This window comes from Modestobacter sp. VKM Ac-2977 (assembly GCF_026968045.1).
Classification (GTDB): Bacteria; Actinomycetota; Actinomycetes; order Mycobacteriales; family Geodermatophilaceae; genus Modestobacter.
Genome location: NZ_JAPVBQ010000005.1, coordinates 145082 through 163495, shown reverse-complemented (window position 1 = coordinate 163495; position 18414 = coordinate 145082). Strand labels below are relative to the sequence as shown.

Genomic DNA, 18414 nt, shown 5'->3' with positions numbered 1-18414 from the left:
GGCGGTCCTGGTGCGGGGTCACCCGGCCCGGACCACGACGACGTCGATGGGGGCCAGCCGCAGCCGGTCGCCCGGCTCGATCCGCCGTCCGGTGAGGAGGTCCTCCCCGGCGACCTGGGCGGCCACCTCGACCGGCTCGTCCCCGTGGTGCAGGAGGAAGTCCACCCGCCGCCCGTCGACGACCCGCACCGCGTGCTCCAGACCGGCCACGCCGGCGTAGGGCCCCACCACCCCGTGCCGGTCGACCGCGCGGCGGATGAGCCAGTCGACCCCCTCCTGCGCCAGGCAGGTGCCGACGTACCAGGCCTCACCGGCCCCGACCCGGTTGCGGGTCACGGCCGCGACGCCGGCGTAGAAGTCCGACCCGTAGGTGCCGACGACGTCCGCGCCCCGGGGCAGGACCAGGTCGAAGACCGTGGTGGCCCCGGCCAGCAGTTCGTCCGCGGCACCGTCCGGGCTGCGCAGGGTCACCGGGTTGACGACGTCCGGGGGCTGGGCATCGGTCTCGTCGATGCGCACGCCGAACAGGTCGGCCAGCGGCCCGGGGACGTCGCTCAGGAAGGCGTTGTCGTTCTCGTCGACCCGCCCGGACAGGACGGTGGTGAGCACCGTGCCACCGCGGTCGGCCACCGCCGCCAGCCGCTGGGCGAGGTCACCCTTGACCATGTGCAGCAGCGGGGCGACGACGACGTCGTAGCCGCTCAGGTCCGCGGTGCCGGGCACGACGTCGACCTGGACGCCGGCCGCCCACAGCGCCTGGTGGTAGCTGATCAGGACCTGCTGGTAGCGCAGGTGCCGGTTCGGGCCGTCGGAGATCTCCACGGCCCACCACGAGTCCCAGTCGAACAGCAGCGCCGTCCGGGCCGGGGTGCGCCCGCCCAGCAGCGCGTCCCCGACCCGCTCGAGCTCGCCGCCGAGCGCGGCGACCTCCCGGAACGACCGGGTGTCGGTGCGGCCGGCGTGGTCGAGGACCGCACCGTGGTACTTCTCCGAGGCACCGCGGGACTGCCGCAGCTGGAAGAACAGGACCGCGTCGGCGCCGTGGGCGACCGCCTGCCAGGACCACAGCCGCATCACCCCGGGCCGCTTCACCGGGTTGACGTCGCGGGAGGCCGTCACCGTGGGGGTCTGCTCCATCAGCCAGAACGGCTGACCGTCCTTGAGCCCGCGCATCAGCGCGTGGGTCAGCGCCATGCGCGAGGCCGACCGGCTGTCGGGCGGGTAGTTGTCCCAGGACGCGAAGTCCAGGTGCGGCGCCCAGCGGTGGTAGTCGATCGGGCGGTACATCCCCATGAAGTTCGTCGTCGCCGGGAGGTCCGAGTGGGCGCGGATCGCCTCCTTCTCCTCCCGGTAGGTGCGCAGCAGGTTGTCGGAGGTGAAGCGCAGGTAGTCCAGGGTGATGCCCTGGAAGGCGGTGTGGTCGGGCCCGCGCCAGTGCTCCGAGAGTGCGTTCGGGGGCACGATCTGCCGCCAGTCGGTGAACCGGTGGGACCAGAACGTGGTGTTCCAGGCGTCGTTGAGCGCGTCCAGGCCGGCGTACCGGTCGCGGAGCCAGACTCGGAACTCCGCGGCGCACAGGTCGCAGTAGCAGGCCCCGCCGTACTCGTTGTTCACGTGCCAGGCGATCACCGCGGGGTGCCCGGCGTAGCGCTCGGCGACGGCGCCGGCGAGTGCCGCGGCCAGCCGCCGGTAGGCCGGGGAGCTGGGGCAGGCGTTGTGCCGCTGCCCGTAGACGTGCCGGCGGCCCTCGAAGTCGGTGCGGGTGACGTCGGGGTGGCGGTCGGCCAGCCACGGCGGGAGCGCACCCGTCCCCGTCGCCAGGCACACCTGCCGGCCCTCCGCCTGTGCACGCGCCAGGACCGCGTCCAGGACGGCGAAGTCGTAGGTGTCCTCGTCGGGCTGGGTGAGCGCCCACGCGAAGACCCCGACGGTGAGCGTGTCGATCCCGGCGAGGTCGAACGCCGCGTGGTCCTCGCCCCAGAGCTGCTCGGGCCACTGCTCGGGGTTGTAGTCCCCCCCGTAGGGGATGCGGGCGGTCGAGGGGAGTGGCATCGGGCTCTCCGGGTCGGGATACGGGAGCGGGCCCGGTCGCGCGTGCACGCGACCGGGCCCGCAGTGGATCAGTCCGTCTCGGCGAAGTCCGGGTTCTCCTCGACGAACCGCTCACGCGCCTGGTTGGCCAGGTCGACGTAGGCGGTCATGTTCCGGCCCTCGAGCTCCTCGACGAAGGCGTCCCACTCGGCGAAGTCCCGCTGGCCGAGGATGAACTGCAGGGTCATCTGGTCCACGTAGTCCTGGAGACCGGTCCGGTAGAGGCTCACCTGCTCGAGCTCGAGCTCGTCGAACGGGTGCGGCGGCAGCGGCTCGGCGATCTCCTTGTCGGCCATCGACTGCTGCCAGATGACCTCCTCCTCCGGCAGCGTGGACTGCGTGAGCTCCTCGGTGGAGCCGTGCGCCAGCATGAACACGCCGTTGGCGAAGCCGAAGTCAGCCTGCAGCTGCTGCGTCCCACCGGGGTTCAGGTCGGCGTAGTTGACGTCGGCCGCCAGGGTGCGGGTGCCGTCCTCGGCGACCTCGTACGTCTCACCGGGGACGCCCCACTTGGCGAACTCCAGGCCCTCGTCGGAGTAGTACAACCAGTCGATGAACTGCATCATCGCGACGAAGTCGTCGTTCTCCGCGCACTGAGCCGAGATCATGATGCCGCTCTCGATCCGTGGCGCGTCGATGACGTCACCGGCGGGACCGGCCGGGATGCGGATCTTCGAGATCGCGAAGTTGTCCGCCCCGAGCGTCTCCTCCATCGTCGCCCGGTGCCGGAGGATCTCCTGCCAGTTGGTGGTGATGCCCAGGGACTCCCCGGTCGAGAGCTTCTGGATCGCCTGGTCGTCCTCCTGCGTGAAGCTCGCCGGGTCCATCAGGCCCTGCTCCACCAGGCTGTTGAGGTACTCCAGCATGTCGCGGTAGCCGTCGGACGCGGCGGCGTACTGGAACTCCCCGGCCTCCTCGTCCCAGACCAGGCCCTCGCCGTAGCCCCACCCGCCGACCGTGCCGAAGCTCGCGTCGGCCAGGTTCAGCAGCGCCAGCCCCTGCCAGCGGTCCGAGATCGGGTAGGCCTCCGGGTTGGCCTCCTTCATGTCCGCCAGCATCGTGCGCAGGTCGTCCCAGGTCTCCGGCTGCTGGTTGCCGCCGGTCTCCTCCAGGACGTCGGTGCGCAGCCCGATGGTGTAGTCGGGGGCCACCACCTCGCGCAGGCCCGGCAGGAGGTAGTACTTGCCGTCCGCCTGGCGCAGCGTGTTCAACTCCGACTCCAGGCCCCACTCCTCGACCTTGGCCTGGTAGTGGGGCATCAGGTCGACGTAGTCGCTCACCGGGAGGATGGCGCCCGAGGCGACGAACGGGACCTCCTGGCCGGGGTAGGTGATCGGGATGATGCACGGGGCGTCGCCCGCGCCGACCAGCAGACTGCGCCGCTGCTCCCAGTCGCTCAGCGGTGCCAGCGTGGCGTCCAGGGTGACGTTGGTGCGCTCCTCGAGCGCGTCCCAGAGCAGCCACTCCTCGCTGTAGGCGTAGTTCGGATGGTCCCGGTAGAGCAGCGAGAAGTCCACCGGCGCAGTCGCGGTGAACGTGTCCCCGACGCCGTAGTCCTCCATCGCCCCGACCATCTGGCCGCTGAGGTCGAGCTCCTCACCCTCTTCTGCGCCGTCCGAGCTTCCGCAGGCCGCCAGGCCCGTGACGAGCGCGCCCGCCGTCATCAGCGCGATGGTGTGCCGTCGCGACGTCCTCATGTCTGTCCCTTCATCGGTGTGCCCTTCGTTGGGCATGTCTGCACGAGCTGCATGGGTGCACGAGCCGGTCGGCAACTGGTCCGGGCCGGCGGACGGGGGGGCCCCGGGAGCGGTCAGCCCTTCACCGAGCCGAGCATCACGCCCGACACGAAGTACTTCTGGATGAAGGGGTAGAAGCACACGATCGGCAGGACGGTGAGCAGCATCGTCACGGACTGGATGTTCGCCGCGATCTGTGCAACGTCCCCGACCCCTGCTCCGGTCGACGACGCCGTCGTCGTGCCGGCGATCAGGTTCCGGAGGTAGACGGTGACCGGGTAGAGCTCCGCCCGGTCCAGGTACAGGAAGGCCTGGAACCAGGAGTTCCAGAAGCTGACGGCATAGAACAGCACCATCGTGGCGATCACCGCCTTGCTCAAGGGCAGGACGATGCGGAAGAAGACGCCGTAGGTCGTCAGCCCGTCGACCGCGGCGGCCTCCTCGAGTTCCGCTGGGAAGTTCTCGAAGAACGCCTTCATCACGAGCAGGTTGAAGACACTGATCGCATTCGGCAGCACGATCGCCCAGATCGTGTTGGTGAACCCGAGCGTGTTGATGAGCACGTAGTTCGGGATGAGCCCGCCGTTGAAGAACATGGTGAAGACGGCGATTCCGATGAGGAACGTCCGGCCTTTCAGATGACGCTTGGACAGCGCATAGGCATAGGGGGTCGTCAGCGCCATGGCGATCGCCGTCGCGACGACGGTGTACACCACCGTGTTCCGGTAGTTGATCCAGAACAGGTCGTCGGACATGACGACCTGGAACGTGTCGATGTTGAAACCGCGCGGGATGAGGTTCACGTCGCCGGAGACGATGTAGGACTCGCTGGAGAACGCCTGCGCGATGATGTTGAGGAACGGGTACAGCGTGATGACGACGACCAGCAGCAGGATCGTGACGTTGACGAACCGGAAGGCCCGGTAGCCGCGGCCCTCCTTGACCCGCCGGGGACGCGGCGTGGTGGCCAGCCGGGTCGTGGCCCGGTCGGGGGAGGCGGTCGTCACCACAGGCTCGTCCCCACTGTGCGGCGCGAGATCGCGTTGGCGGACAGGATCAGCGTGAGGCCGATGACGGCCTCGAACAGGCCGATGGCCGTCGCGTAGGAGAAGTTGCTCGAGAGGATCCCGACCCGGTACAGGTACGTGGAGATGACGTCGGCCGTCGGGTAGAGCAGCGGGTTCTGCAGCAGCAGGATCTTCTCGAAGCCCACCGCGAGGAACGTCCCGATGTTGAGGATGAGCAGGGTGATCATCGTCGGGCGGATGCCCGGCAGTGTGATGTGCCAGGTCTGCCGCCAGCGGTTCGCCCCGTCCATGCGCGCCGCTTCGTAGAGGTTCTCGTCGATCGTGGTCAGCGCTGCGAGGTAGAGGATCGACCCCCAGCCCACGGTCGCCCAGACCTCGGAGCTCACGTAGATCGCCGGGAACCACTCGGCCTGGCGCATGAACGGTATGGCCTCGCCGCCGAAGGCCTCGATGACCTGGTTCACCGTGCCCTGCACCGACGTGATCTGCAGGATCATGCCGGCGATGATCACGATCGACATGAAGTGCGGCAGGTAGGAGACCGTCTGCACGAACCTCTTGAACCGCGCCGAACGGAGTTCGTTGAGCAGCAGTGCCAGGACGATCGGCATCGGGAAGGTGAAGACCAGGCCCAGCGCACCGAGGATCAACGTGTTCTGGAAGACCTCCCAGAACACGGGGTCGTTCAGGAAGAGCTCGATGTAGCGGAGACCGACCCATTCGTCGCCGAAGATGCTGCCCCCGGGCCGGAAGCGCCGGAAGGCGATGATGTTCGTGGCCATCGGCAGGTAGCGGAAGACCAGGAGGAACAACAGCGGCAGCAGCACCAGGGTGTACAGCCGCCAGTCCCGGCGGACGGCCCGCCGCCAGGTGTTCTTGGGCGGCTGGACCGGGGTCTGCCTCTCGATCGCGAGCGCCGCCGCGCGGGGCTCGATCGGCGCAACGCCAGGGGCATCGGCTCCGGTCACCGCCATGGTCGCACCTCCTGACTGCTCTGTCGGGTCGCTTGCGTCATCACCGCAAGGCACTCACGCCTTGTTCCGGCACGCCCGAACCGACCGGGGTAAATGCGCTGGATTGCGCAGAACATCGCCTCGGGTCGGGCATTACCTCGGGAGTCGGACACCAATGTTCGATCGGCCGGTTGGCACTGAAACGTAGGTGGGGCCCCAGGGGGGGTCAAACATTTGCCGCCGCTTGCCAGGGACGTGGCGTCGGTCACTCTGCGCTGGTAGATGTACAGGCGCTCGGGCGCCGCTCAGGACGTCGTCGGACCCCCCGGATGCCGTCCACGGGATCGCCGGGTCGATGCCTCCGCCGGTGCCCTGCGGCCTGCGGTGCGTGCCCTGCCGGCCCGACCGCGGGCTCCCGCCCACCCCTCCCCCGACCCGTGACCGGACCGCTGCGCCCGGCTGCACGACACCGCCCCTGGAGAGCTGACCATGGCCCTGTTCGACCTCCCGCTGGACGTGCTGGAGAGCTACCGCCCGACGGTCGACGAACCGGAGGACTTCGACGCCTTCTGGTCGACGACGCTGGCCGAGGCCTCCAGCCACGAGCTGCTGCTGCACGTCGAGGCCGTCGACACCGCGCTCGTCGGCGTGGAGACCTGGGACGTCACGTTCTCCGGCGCGCACGGCCACCCGGTCCGCGCGTGGTACTCCCGTCCCGCCGGGCGAGCGGGCGACCAGCTGCCGGGGGTGGTCGAGTACCTGGGGTACGGGCGGGGCCGCGGTTGTCCACAGGAGCGGCTGACCTGGGCCACGGCCGGGTACGCGCACCTGCTGATGGACACCCGGGGGCAGGGCGGCTCGCACGGATCGGGGGGGGCGACCGCTGACCCCGTCGGTGCCGGGCCGGCCACCCCCGGCTTCGTGACGAGGGGCGTCCTGGACCCGTCGGACTACTACTACTGCCGCCTGATCACCGACGCGGTCCGGGCCGTCGAGGCGCTGCGCGCCCTGCCGGGCGTCGACGGCTCCCGGGTCAGCGTGGTGGGGAACAGCCAGGGCGGCGGCCTCGCGCTGGCTGCCGCCGGGCTGGTCCCCGACCTCGCCGCCGCGCTGCCCAGCGTGCCGTTCCTCTGTCACGTCCGCCGAGCGGTCGACATCACCGATGCCGACCCTTACGGGGAGATCGTCCGCTACCTCGCCACCCACCGGACCGCGACCGAGCAGGTCTTCCGCACGCTGTCCTACGTGGACGGCGTCCACCTGGCGCGGCGGGCGAACGCGCCGGCGCTCTTCGCCGTCGGGCTGCGCGACACGATCTGTCCCCCGTCGACGGTCTTCGCCGCCTACAACCACTACGCCGGCCGCACCGGCGTCGACGTACCGCGCGAGATCGCCGTGTACCCCTTCAACCACCACGAGGGCGGCGAGGCCCTGCACGTCGACCGGCAGCTGCGGTGGCTGCGCGAGCGCGTCCCCGCCGGCGCCGCAGGCCCGGCGGGGACCTGAGCACCGCTCGGTCGGCGTCCGGCACCCGCCCCGCCCGAGCCCAGGTCCGTGCGACCGGGCGTCCGGGATGTCCTGGGACATCACAACGCGGAGGGCGTGGGATTCGAACCCACGAAGAGCTGTGAACTCTTAGCGGTTTTCAAGACCGCCGCCATCGGCCACTAGGCGAGCCCTCCTGGCACCCCGAAGGCTAACGCCCGCACCGGGAACGGGTCCGGCCCCGCCCCGCGGATGCGGGACGGGGCCGGAGGAGTGCGGCGGAGCGGGGTTACTGCGCCCGGCGGCGGGAGGCGACGAGCAGGCCACCGCCGGCCACCAGGGCGAGCGCGCCGGCGCCGACGAACGGCAGCGGCGAGAAGCCCGTGTAGGCCAGGACGGCCGTGCCACCGGAGACGGTGACCTCGACGACCAGGTTGCGCGGGTTGCCGTTGGCGTCGACACCGGAGGCCACCAGGTGGTGGGTGCCGTTGGCGAGCTCCTTGGGCAGCGTGACGGTGGCGCTGAAGGTGCCGTCGGCCAGCACGGTGGCGGTGCCGAGCTCGACCGGGGTGGAGTAGACCACCAGGTCGACCGTGGAGCCGGGGAGGAAGTCCTTGCCGGAGATGGTGATCTTCTCGCCGGCGACGACCTTGCCGTCGGCGTCGTCACTGGTCAGGGTGCCGTCGGCCTTGGGGAGCGAGGCCGCGACGGACGAGGCGAGGACCGGCCCGACGGTGACCTGGTCGGAGCGGCCGAGCCGCTCACCAACGGCGTCGAGGGAGTGGACGCTCAGCTTGTAGGTCGTGCCGGGGACGGCGGGCAGGGCGCAGGCGGTGCCCAGGGCGGCCGCCGGCTGGCAGGACCTCGAGCCGGCGCTGCTCTGCGCACCCTCGGGGGACGCGGTGACGAGGTAGCCGGCGACGCCCTCGAGGCTGGCCGGTGCGGCCCAGTTCACCTTGATCGAGGCGGGGCCGGCGACGGCCTTGACGTCCCGCGGTCCAGGCACGGCGGTGCGGCCGGTGACGGTGTCGGAGGCAGCCGTCGGGGCCTGCTTAGTGGTGAACCGGAAGTTGACCGAGTACGTGGCGCCCGACTCGAGGCCGGTGATCGTGCCGGAGTACTGGTAGTCGCCCAGGTTCGCGGCGGCGACGCCGGTCCAGGTCTTGCCACCGTCGAGGGTGTACTCGACGCCAGTGACCGGGTTCGCGGAGTCGACGGTGCTGGTGTTCAGCTGGAAGTCCAGGCCGTTGGCCACCCCGTAGACCCAGTTGGCCCGCGGTGCGCCGGTGACCTGCGTGTCCACGGGCGTCTGGTCACCAGGGGGCGGCGTGACCGGGCCGTCGGTGGGGGGCACCGCGCAGGCGATGGCCTGGCCGGAGACGAAACCGTCGCCCGTGTCCCCACCTGTGGACCCGTCGGTGGTCCCGTCCGAGTAGACGTTCGTCGTGTCTCCGGCACCCACGCCGGCGGCCGGGTCACCATCCGAGTCCGCGTAGCCGCCGTCGCCGCCATAGGCGAACAGGAAGTCGGCCGGAGTGCCGTCGACCATCACCTCCACGCGCGAGCCGGCGCCACCCCCGCCGCTGTACGCGTTGCCGCCCCCGGAGCCGAAGCTCGCACCATCGGTGCCGTCGTCACCGACTGCGTTCTCACCCCCGACACCGACCATTCCGTCGGCCAATGCCTCGGCCGACTCAGGCTCGGCGGCTGTGCCCGCCGTACCAGGAGAGAGCCGGTAGGTCTGTGCACCGGTGATGTCGACGACCTCGTAGAGGAAGCCGCCGCGGCCACCCTCACCCGCGGCGCTGCCGGCGCCACCCTGACCGCCGACGACGGTCCACTCGACGGAGCAGTAGCCCTCGGGGACCACCAGGACCCCGTCGGCGCCGACCGTCACGTTGGCCGCATCGGCGGAGGAGGTGCTGAAGGTGAAGTCGCCTGTGACGTCAGCCGAGGCCGAGCCGGTGACGCTGAGGACTGCGGTGGACACGCCGATCGTGGTGACGGCCAGCAGGCCGGCCGCACGACGGGCCGGAGACGTGAGACGCACGTCGATCTCCCAGGTGGGGGTGCCCGGAACGCCGGGCTCGTCTACCCGGAGGTCCGGGTGCTGCACGGAACCTGGCACTCACCTGAGCGTCGACTGTGCGCCGCCGAGCCGTTGGTGCGTGCCGTTACCAGACCGTTACCTGTGGTGAGCAGATGGTTCCTTGGTCACTTGCCTACAGTCGATCGAGCAGACGCCGACTCCATGCGCCCCACGGCTTGGCAGAGCTGCACGACCATCCTCTGGATCGTCGTGGAGCCCTGGATGGGGCATGATGGGAGCACTGGCGGTGTTCCACCCTGCGATGGTCCGCGCACGTGCGCGTCGACCTCCCACCGCCTGATCCCTCAGCGAAGGACACTCCCTGTCTGTGACCGGCCCCCAGCACTCCCCCACCCGGCGCCGTGAGCGCAGTGCGGCTCGCGAGACCGCCGCCCGTGACGCCGACCGGACCGCCGCGCGCGACGAGAAGCGCGCCCAGCAGATCTGGGTGGACGGCGCCGCGCCCGAGCTCCCCACCCGCGCCACCCGCCCGGAGAAGGTGGTCTTCCACCTCGGTCCGACCAACTCCGGCAAGACCTACGAGTCGCTGCAGGCGCTGGCCGCCACCGGCTCGGGCGTCTACGCCGCGCCGCTGCGTCAACTGGCGCACGAGGCCTACGCCAAGCTCTCCGCCCAGCTCCCGCCGGGCACCGTGGGCCTGTCCACCGGTGAGGAGGAGATCGACCCGAACGCGGCGATCGTCTGCTGCACCGTGGAGAAGGCCCCCGATCGCGGCGAGCTGCTCGTCCTCGACGAGTCCCACTGGGTCACCGACCCCGACCGCGGCCACCACTGGGCCCGGCTGCTGCTGACCGGCGAGTACCGCGAGATGCACCTGATCTCCGCCGCCGAGGCCTACCTGGTGCTCAAGCCGCTGGTCACCGACGCCCAGCAGGTGCAGGTCGTCAACCACAAGCGGCTCTCGCGGCTCGACGTCCTCAAGGCACCGGTGCGCACCGACGCCGTCCGCCCGCAGACGCTGGTCGTGGCGTTCTCCCGCAAGGCCGTCTACGCCGTCGCCGCCGAGCTGGACCAGCACCGGCCCGGCAAGGTCGGCGTGCTCTACGGCGCGCTGCCGCCGGCCACCCGCCGCCAGGTCATCGACAGGTTCACCCGCGGTGAGTTCGACGTGCTGGTGACCACGGACGTCATCGGCCACGGGATCAACGTGCCGGCCACCACGGTGCTGTTCGCCGAGACCACCAAGTTCGACGGCCAGGAGCTGCGTCCGCTGCGCACCTGGGAGGTCGCCCAGATCGCCGGGCGCGCCGGCCGGTACGGGCTCACCGGGCACGGCCAGACCGGGATCCTGATCGGGGTCGCCGGGCTCAAGCCGGTCGGCGCGCTGGTCGGTGCCGGTGCCGCGGTCGCCCGTGGCGACGAGATGAGCGACCTGCCCAAGCGCCGGCCCCGGCTCCGCCCGGAGCTGGAGGACCTCGGTGCGTACGAGGCGGTCGACCTGCCCGAGGCGCTCACCCGCTGGATGGCCTGGGCGCGGGTGGCGACCCAGGGCGAGGGCATGACCGCCGACGACGTCACCGGCCTGGTCCTGCGCGTGCACGCCCTCCTGCCGATGCTGCGCGGGCCGCTGGGCGAGGCCGGCGACCTGCAGACGGTGTGGCGGCTGATCAACCTGGCCATCGACTACAACCCGCCGCGGCGCACCCGCTGGCTGGTGCTGGCCCGGGCCGCCCTGCAGCACGCGGTCGGCCTGCCCGTGCCGGTCGCGACCGTGCTGCCCGAGTACCCGGTCAAGGGATCGGTCGAGGAGTACGAGCAGGCCGCTGCCGCCGCGCGGGACGCCCAGACGCTGCTCCGCCAGTTCCCCGGCGTGGCCGGGCTGGACAGCGACGACGCCGCCGAGCTCGAGGAGGCGTGCGCCGAGACCATCACCGAGCTGCTGCCCGACGCGATCGCCATCGGCCGCTCGGGCACGTGCACGGAGTGCGGCACCTCGATCGCCCCGTGGTTCACCACCTGCCGCCCGTGCAGCGGCCCGAGGTCCGGCCGGGGCGGCGCCGAGCGCTCCCGGCCGGCCGGGGGCCGCGGCGGTCGCGGCCGCTCCGACGGTCGCCCGGCGCCGACGGCGAACACCGGTGGCGGCGCCGGACGGCGCAACCGCTCCTCCCGGGGGTCGCGCCGCAGCTGACCGGGAAGCGGCCGCTACCGACGACCGGCCGCCACCGTCTGCGCGGCGTCACGCACCTCGCCGACCAGCTCCTCCAGCACGTCCTCCAGGGCCACCACGCCGACGGTCCGGCCCTCGTCACGGACGACGGCCAGGTGTGCGCCCTCCCGCTGCATGGTGGCCAGCACCTCGCGCAGCCCCTGGTCGGTCGTCGCGGTGGCCAGCGGCCGGATGAGCGCCGGGTCGACCGGGGAGTCCCGCTGCTCCGCGGGGACGGCGAGGAAGTCCTTGAGGTGCACGTAGCCTCGGAGGTCGCCGTCCTCGGCCACCACCGGGAAGCGGGAGTACCCGGTGGTGGCACAGACCTCCTCGAGCTCCGCGACGGTGATCCGGGGCGGCACGGTGACCAGGTCCGCCGTCGGGATCGCGACGTCTGCGGTCCGCTGCTCGTCGAACTGCAGGGCCCCGGTCAGCAACTGGTGCTCCCGCTCGTCCAGCAGCCCCTCGCGGCGGGACTCCCCGATCAGGCCGGTCACCTGGTCCCGGGTGAACGTCGAGGCGACTTCGTCCTGGGGGGTCACCCGCAAGGCCCGCAGCACCAGGTTGGCCACCTGGTTCAGCAGCCAGATCAGCGGGTGCAGCGCACGGACGACCCAGTACAGCGGTGGTCCGAGGAGCAGCGCCGCCCGCTCCGGGCCCGCGAGCGAGATGTTCTTGGGCACCATCTCCCCCAGCACCATGTGCAGGAAGACGACGACGGCGAGCGCGATGGCGAACGCCACCGGGTGCACCAGGGCCTCGGGCAGGCCCGCGGCGGCGAAGGGCCCCTCCAGCAGGTGTGCCACGGCCGGCTCACCCACCGCACCCAGCCCCAGCGAGCAGACCGTGATGCCCAGTTGGGCACCGGCCATCATCAGCGAGACGTTCTCGATCGCCTTCAGCGTCGTCCGGGCGCCGCGCACGCCCTCGGCCGCGCGCGGCTCGACCTGGGTCCGCCGGGCGGAGACCAGGGCGAACTCGGCTCCCACGAAGAAGGCGTTCCCGGCGAGCAGGAGCACCGCGAGCAGGATGGCCACGGTGTCGCTCATCGGGCGGTCTCCGTCTCGGTCCGTCGTGCCGAGGCTGCGGTCGCGCCCCCGGTGCGCCGCATCCGCACCCGGTCGACCCGGTGGCCGTCCAGCCGGGTCACCGTCACCGCCACCTCGGTCGGCACGGGGACGCCGTCAGGATCCGGACGGGCGACGTCGCGGGCGGGCAGGACGACGCGGTCGCCGACCCGCGGCAGCCGGCCCAGCCGCTCGGTGAGCAGTCCGCCGAGCGTGTCCGTCCCCTCGCCCTCGGGCAGCTCCAACCCCACGGCCTCCCCGGCCTCGTCCGGCCGCAGCAGGCCGGAGAGCACCCAGGACCCGTCCGGCGCCTGGCGTTGCCGGTGGACGGGGGCGTCCTGCTCGTCGTCGATCTCGCCGACGATCTCCTCGATGAGGTCCTCCAGGGTCACGATGCCGGCGGTGCCGCCGTACTCGTCGACCACCACGGCCACCTGCAGCCCCGGCTCGCGGAGCGTCTCCAGCAACGGGTCGAGCTCGACGGTCTCCGGCACCGCGCGCACCGGCACCATCACCTCGCCCACCGTGCGGGTCACCCGCTGTGCCGCCGGCACCGCCATCGCGTGCTTGAAGTGGACCACCCCGACGACGTCGTCGACGCTCTCGCCCTCGACCGGGAAACGCGCGTGCCCGCTGGACCCGGCCAGCTCCAGCAGGTCGGCGACCGGCTGGTCCGCACGGAGGAACCGCACCCGCGGGCGGGGGGTCATCACGTCGGCCGCCGTCCGGTCGCCGAACTGGATGGACCGGGCGACGAGGTCGGCCGTGCCCACGTCCAGCGTCCCGGCCTGCCCCGACCGGTTGACCAGCGACGCCAGCTCCTGCGGAGCCCGCGCCGAGGCGAGCTCCTCGGTCGGGGTGATGCCCATGAGGTGCAGCAACCGGTTCGCCGACCCGTTGAGGAAGGTGATCAACGGCCGGGTCGCGGTCGTGAAGGCACGCTGGGGCCCGGCCACGAACTTCCCCACCCGGGTCGGCTCGGCGATCGCCCAGTTCTTGGGCACGAGCTCACCGAAGACCATCTGCACCCCGGTGGCGACGGCGAGCGCCACCCCGACGGAGATCGCGGTCACCGCCCCGTCGCCCAGCCCGGTCAGCCCCAGCGGGCCACGCAGCAACGTGGCCAGTGACGGCTCGGCGATGAACCCGACGACCAGACTGGTCACGGTGATGCCCAACTGCGCGCCGGAGAGCTGGGTGGACAGCGAGCGCATCGCCGCGACCACACCGGCCGCCCGCCGGTCGCCGGCCGCCGCCTCCCGTTCCAGGGTGACCCGGTCGGCGGCGATGAGGGAGAACTCGGCCGCGACGAAGACCGCGTTGGCGGCGACGAGGAGGACGGCCGCCAGGAGCAGCAACCACTCGATCACCGGCGTCCCCGCCGTGTCCGGTCATGGCGCGGCCCTGGGCAGCGCGTGCTCACCGTGGTCCCCTGTTCGTCGTCGTCGATCCGGCGTCCGCACCCGGCTGCACCGCTGCACCGCGCAACGCCCGAGCGGACCGGGTGGTTCCACGATAGGACTGAGGACTCGCCCGCCCCGGCCCGCGCGGTGCTGCGCTGCACGGTGCCGGGAGCCGCGCCACCACCCACGGACGTCACCACCCACGGAGCCGCCAGGATGACCGCACAGACCCACCGCCGGCGGGGCGGTCCGCCAGCAGACCCGGCCGATCCCACCGCCGACACCCCCAGCCGGCTGATCGGGATCGCCTACCGGCTGGAGAACGGCCTGCGGGACCAGCTGGCCCGGGTGGCCCGACGCCGGGGCTGGCACCCGGCGGCGCTGACCTTCCCCGGCTACGGCGCCAGCGGCCGCGCCCGGGTGCTGGGCCGGGTGCTGCTCGCACCGGTCGGCACCGACCCGGGGGCCCGGCGGGACATCCCGGGCTGGCGGCGGTTCCTCACCCTCGAGGAGCCCGGCGGTGAGGTGGAGATCGCGCTGGGCGACGTGCGGCACACCGCCCGGTCCGATGCAGCCGGCCTCGTCGACGTCACCCTGGACGTGGCCCTCCCGCCAGGACCGGCGCAGGTCGAGCTGCGCGTGCCCGGGCGCGAGCCGGCCCGGGCGACCGTGCACGTCGCCGCGCCGGACGTCCGCCGCGGCGTGGTCTGCGACGTCGACGACACCATCTGGGTGACCGGGCTGCGGCACCCGCTCCGGGCCGCCTGGCGGACCTTCGCCCGGTCCAGCAGCGGGCGCACCGTGGTGCCGGGCATGGCCCTGTTGCTCACCCGGCTGGTCCAGGAGCACCCGCACGCCCCCGTGGTCTACCTCAGCAACGGCCCGTGGAACCTGGCCGGCCCGGTGGCCCGCTTCCTGGACCGGAACCGGTTCCCGGCCGGGGCCCTGCTGATGACCGACTGGGGCATCACGCCGCGCGCCTGGTTCCGGGACGGCCGGGCCCACAAGCGGAGCTCGCTGGAGCGGCTGTCCACCGACCTGCCCGGGATCCGCTGGGTGCTCGTGGGGGACGACGGCGAGCACGACCCGGAGATCTACCAGGACTTCGCCCGCCGGCACCCGGACCGGGTGGAGGCAATCGCGCTGCGGCGGGTCCTGCCGGTCGGGGGTGAGCAGGACGGCGGTGAGCCGAGCGGTGCCGTCGGCGAGGTGCCGGTCGTCCGGGCTCCGGACGGCGCCGAGCTGGCCGCCCGTCTGGACACCACCCTCGACCTGCCACCTGCGGCCCCGGCCGGCCCGGAGGCGTGGTTCCTCACCGCCGCCGAGCGCGGCAACGCCGCCACCCTGCTGCGACCGTGGACCGAGGGCAACCAGGTGCGGCCGATCGTGCACGGCCGCGCCTACTTCCGCGCTCTGGCCGAGGCGCTCGCCCGCGCCGGGCGCGGCGACGTGGTGTTCCTCGCCGGCTGGCGGGGCGACACCGACGAGCTGCTCACCGACGACGGGCTGACGGTGGGGAAGGCGTTGTCCGACGCCGTCCGCCGCGGCGCCGTGGTCAAGGGGCTGATCTGGCGGTCGCACGTGGAGGCGATGAGCTACTCCGCGGAGGAGAACCGGGGCCTGTCCCGGGACGTCAACGAGACCGGCGGGGAGGTGCTGCTGGACCAGCGGGTCCGGCCGATGGGCAGCCATCACCAGAAGTTCGTCGTCGTCCGGCACCGCGACCGCCCGGCCGACGACGTCGCGTTCGTCGGCGGGATCGACGTCGCGCACAGCCGCCGGGACGACGCCGCCCACGGGGGCGACCCACAGCCCCGGCCGTTCTCCGAGGCCTACGGCGACACCCCGGCGTGGCACGACGTCCAGGCCGAGCTGCGCGGGCCGGTCGTGCGCGAGGTCGAGACGGTGTTCCGGGAGCGGTGGGAGGACCCCGCAGCGCTGTCCCGGATGCCGTGGCACGTGTTGCCCGACCTGCTGCGCGGGCAGGACCGGACGCCTTCGTCCCTGCCCGAGGCGCTGCCGGCACCACCGGGTGAGGGGTCGTGCGCGGTCCAGCTGCTGCGCACCTACCCCAACCGCTGGCCCGGGTACCCGTTCGCCCCGGAGGGCGAGCGGAGCGTGGCCCGCGGGTACGCCAAGGCGCTGGCCCGGGCAGAGCGACTGGTCTACGTGGAGGACCAGTACATGTGGTCCACCGACGTCGCCCGGGTGTTCGCCGAGGCGCTGCGCTCCCGGCCCCGGCTGCACCTGGTGGTCGTCGTGCCCCGGCACCCGGACAAGAACAGCCCGGTCAGCATCCTGCCGGCGGCCGTCGGGCAGGACCGGGCGCTGGACATGGTCCGGGCCGCCGGTGGGGACCGGGTGCAGGTCTTCGACGTGGAGAACGCGCGGGGGAACCCGGTCTACGTGCACGCCAAGGTCTGCGTCATCGACGACGTGTGGGCCACGGTCGGCAGCGACAACTTCAACCGCCGGTCCTGGACGCACGACTCGGAGCTGACCGCCGCCGTGCTCGACAGCGAGCGGGACCCGCGGGAACCGACCGACCCCGGCGGGCACGGGGACGGGGCCCGCCGCTTCGCCCGGGAGCTGCGGCTGGAGCTGATGCGCGAACACCTCGGCCGCGCCGACGCCGACGGTGAGCTGCTGGACCCGGAGCGGGCGGTGGCGGTGTTCCGGGAGTGCGCCGCCGCCCTGGACGCCTGGCACGCCGGCGGGCGTCACGGACCCCGCCCCCCCGGCCGGCTGCGCGCCCACCACGTCGAGCGCCCGCCCCTGCAGGAGCGGCTGATGGCCGCGCCCCTCTACCGCTACGTCATCGACCCCGACGGCCGCCCGCCGCTGCTCAAGCTCCGCCGCAGCATGTGACCGCGCGACCCGCGCGACGTCTGACCTCCTCAGCCGGGCCGGTTCACTGGTCGATGGTCACGTCGTTGAACGGGAGCATCGGCTCGACCCACGGGAAGACGACGAGCAGCAGCAGCGCGCAGACGGCGAGCGCCAGCAGCAGGGAGAGCAGCGCCTTGCTCGTCCGTGCGCCCGGGAGGATCCGCCAGATCCAGCCGTACATCAGGAGTCCTCTCCGTGCTGGAGCAGGGCCGGCGGGCCGGCGGGCGCATCCGCCTTGGCGACCGGGGCGCCGTCCAGGCCGGCGTGCACGATCAGGCGCTGCCGCGCGGAGTACTTCGGGTGGCAGGTGGTCAGGGTCAGGTACGTGCCCGACGGCGCCGCACCGGCAACGCCCGGCGTGGGGGCGATGACGTCGACGTCGGACGGCCGGACGATCTGCTGGCCGGGGATCCCGCTGGGATCGGTGGCGAAGTCGCCGGTGACCGGATCGCCGAGCACCCGGTACACGAACCACGCGTCCGCGGTCTCCACCACGATCGGGTCCCCGGGCCGGAGCTGGTCGAGGTCCATGAACGGCGATCCCTTGCCCACCCGGTGCCCGGCCATGGCCAGGTTGCCGGGCTGCCCCGGCATCGCCGTCCCGGCGTAGTGCCCCGGCCCCTGCGACAGCTGGGCCTCGTCGGTGCCCTGCAGCACGACCTGCTGGTGGTCCTCCCCGAGCCGCGGGATGCGCAGCACCGCGAGCGGCTCACCGGCCGCCGGTTCGACCAGCACCGGGAGCACGCCCGAGGACTCCGGGGCGTCCGCCCAGAGGTCGCGGATCTCCTCGGTCAACTGGTCCTGCCGGCGGTCGTTGAGCAGGTCGGTGACGTAGACCTCGTAGACGACGAACAGCAACAGGACCAGCCCCACGGTCACCATCAGCTCGCCGGCCCCGCGGGTCAGCAGCCGCCAGACCGGGTCGCGCACCGTCCCCGGAGTGGACTCGTGGTCTTCCACGGCCTGCTCCTCGTGTTCGTGCCCGCCGGAGGGCTCCGCGTCGAACAGCCATTCCGGCGTCCTGGGGGGCTCCACCACGGCGGTCCGCGCATCATCGACGGAGACCGCTCTCCCGGCCGACGGCACCGGGACCAGGTCCGGGATCCGACGCCAGCGCTGGGTGTCTTCGATGTCCTCGTCGCCGCGCCACTCCGGGTCGGCCATGAACTCCCCGGTTCGCTCGGCTGCACGTTGCTGTCCGGGATGCTATGGACTCGGCGAGCGGGCTTCGCGCGCCACGCGGTCGCTGTGACGGATGGGTAGCGGTGGGGCGCGCCGCCGCTCCGGGACGGCCCAGGCGCAACGGTCGCTGCAGATCCGGCCGGGAGTCAGAGGGCCACGTGGACCGGCGCTCGTCGAGCGCCTCGGGGCCGGTCTCCGGCCGCCGTTGCCGGAGGTTCTGCAGCGCCCGGATCTGGCCGCCTCGGCCAGCGTCAGGCGGAGACCGCCGTCCTCCTCGATCCGGGGCGCGCGAACGGGGCGGACCCCGGAAGGGGTCCGCCCCGT

Annotated in this window: 12 protein-coding genes and 1 tRNA gene; 3 read left to right on the top strand and 10 right to left on the bottom strand. The window is 72.5% G+C overall.

Annotation, left to right across the window (positions count from 1 at the left end):
- Window positions 1-18 precede the first annotated feature (18 nt).
- The 4 genes from O2V63_RS20280 to O2V63_RS20265 all read right to left on the bottom strand — a co-directional run bounded on the left by O2V63_RS20280 (window position 19) and on the right by O2V63_RS20265 (window position 5829).
- Window positions 19-2052, bottom strand: coding sequence for a beta-galactosidase (locus O2V63_RS20280; protein WP_269169282.1), 2034 nt, complete (start codon window positions 2050-2052; stop codon window positions 19-21).
- A 68-nt stretch (window positions 2053-2120) separates the two neighbouring features.
- Window positions 2121-3788 carry an ABC transporter substrate-binding protein gene (locus O2V63_RS20275; protein WP_269169281.1) on the bottom strand — a complete coding sequence of 556 codons (1668 nt, stop codon included), beginning with the start codon at window positions 3786-3788 and terminating at the stop codon, window positions 2121-2123.
- A gap of 113 nt (window positions 3789-3901) precedes the next feature.
- Entirely contained in the window at window positions 3902-4834 is a 933-nt protein-coding gene (locus O2V63_RS20270; protein ID WP_269169280.1) for a carbohydrate ABC transporter permease, read from the bottom strand.
- On the bottom strand, window positions 4831-5829 hold the full coding sequence (locus O2V63_RS20265) for an ABC transporter permease (protein ID WP_269169279.1): 999 nt from the start codon (window positions 5827-5829) through the stop codon (window positions 4831-4833). The genes O2V63_RS20270 and O2V63_RS20265 overlap by 4 nt, the downstream gene beginning before the upstream one ends.
- 468 nt (window positions 5830-6297) lie before the next feature.
- Here O2V63_RS20265 and O2V63_RS20260 point away from each other — a divergent pair, with 468 nt between their 5' ends.
- Entirely contained in the window at window positions 6298-7314 is a 1017-nt protein-coding gene (locus tag O2V63_RS20260) for an acetylxylan esterase (protein ID WP_269169278.1), read from the top strand.
- Window positions 7315-7402: 88 nt separating this feature from the next.
- Here the strand turns inward: O2V63_RS20260 and O2V63_RS20255 are convergent.
- Window positions 7403-7490 (bottom strand) — tRNA-Ser (locus O2V63_RS20255).
- Between the two features lie 92 nt (window positions 7491-7582).
- Complete coding sequence (locus O2V63_RS20250; protein WP_269169277.1) at window positions 7583-9343, bottom strand: fibronectin type III domain-containing protein; 1761 nt, start codon at window positions 9341-9343, stop codon at window positions 7583-7585.
- A gap of 367 nt (window positions 9344-9710) precedes the next feature.
- Here O2V63_RS20250 and O2V63_RS20245 point away from each other — a divergent pair, with 367 nt between their 5' ends.
- A complete protein-coding gene (locus tag O2V63_RS20245; RefSeq protein WP_269169276.1) occupies window positions 9711-11531 on the top strand; it encodes a helicase-related protein in 1821 nt (606 codons plus the stop codon).
- Window positions 11532-11545: 14 nt separating this feature from the next.
- Here the strand turns inward: O2V63_RS20245 and O2V63_RS20240 are convergent, their stop codons facing one another.
- Together O2V63_RS20240 and O2V63_RS20235 are read right to left on the bottom strand one after the other, a co-directional pair.
- Window positions 11546-12598: a hemolysin family protein gene (locus O2V63_RS20240; RefSeq protein WP_269169275.1), complete on the bottom strand. Its 1053-nt coding sequence runs from the start codon at window positions 12596-12598 to the stop codon at window positions 11546-11548.
- The gene (locus O2V63_RS20235; protein ID WP_269169274.1) at window positions 12595-13986 is read right to left on the bottom strand and encodes a hemolysin family protein; all 1392 of its coding nucleotides are present in this window, start codon (window positions 13984-13986) and stop codon (window positions 12595-12597) included. Before O2V63_RS20235 ends, O2V63_RS20240 begins: the two co-directional genes overlap by 4 nt.
- A 249-nt stretch (window positions 13987-14235) precedes the next feature.
- Between O2V63_RS20235 and O2V63_RS20230 the strand changes: the two genes are divergently transcribed.
- Entirely contained in the window at window positions 14236-16887 is a 2652-nt protein-coding gene (locus tag O2V63_RS20230) for a phosphatase domain-containing protein (RefSeq protein ID WP_269169273.1), read from the top strand.
- Window positions 16888-16930: 43 nt separating this feature from the next.
- Here O2V63_RS20230 and O2V63_RS20225 read toward each other — a convergent pair whose 3' ends face one another.
- Together O2V63_RS20225 and O2V63_RS20220 are read right to left on the bottom strand one after the other, a co-directional pair.
- Window positions 16931-17089 (bottom strand): hypothetical protein, encoded by a 159-nt coding sequence (locus O2V63_RS20225; RefSeq protein WP_269169272.1) that lies wholly within the window; start codon window positions 17087-17089, stop codon window positions 16931-16933.
- Window positions 17089-18072: a class E sortase gene (locus O2V63_RS20220; RefSeq protein WP_269169271.1), complete on the bottom strand. Its 984-nt coding sequence runs from the start codon at window positions 18070-18072 to the stop codon at window positions 17089-17091. Before O2V63_RS20220 ends, O2V63_RS20225 begins: the two co-directional genes overlap by 1 nt.
- Window positions 18073-18414: the final 342 nt, after the last annotated feature.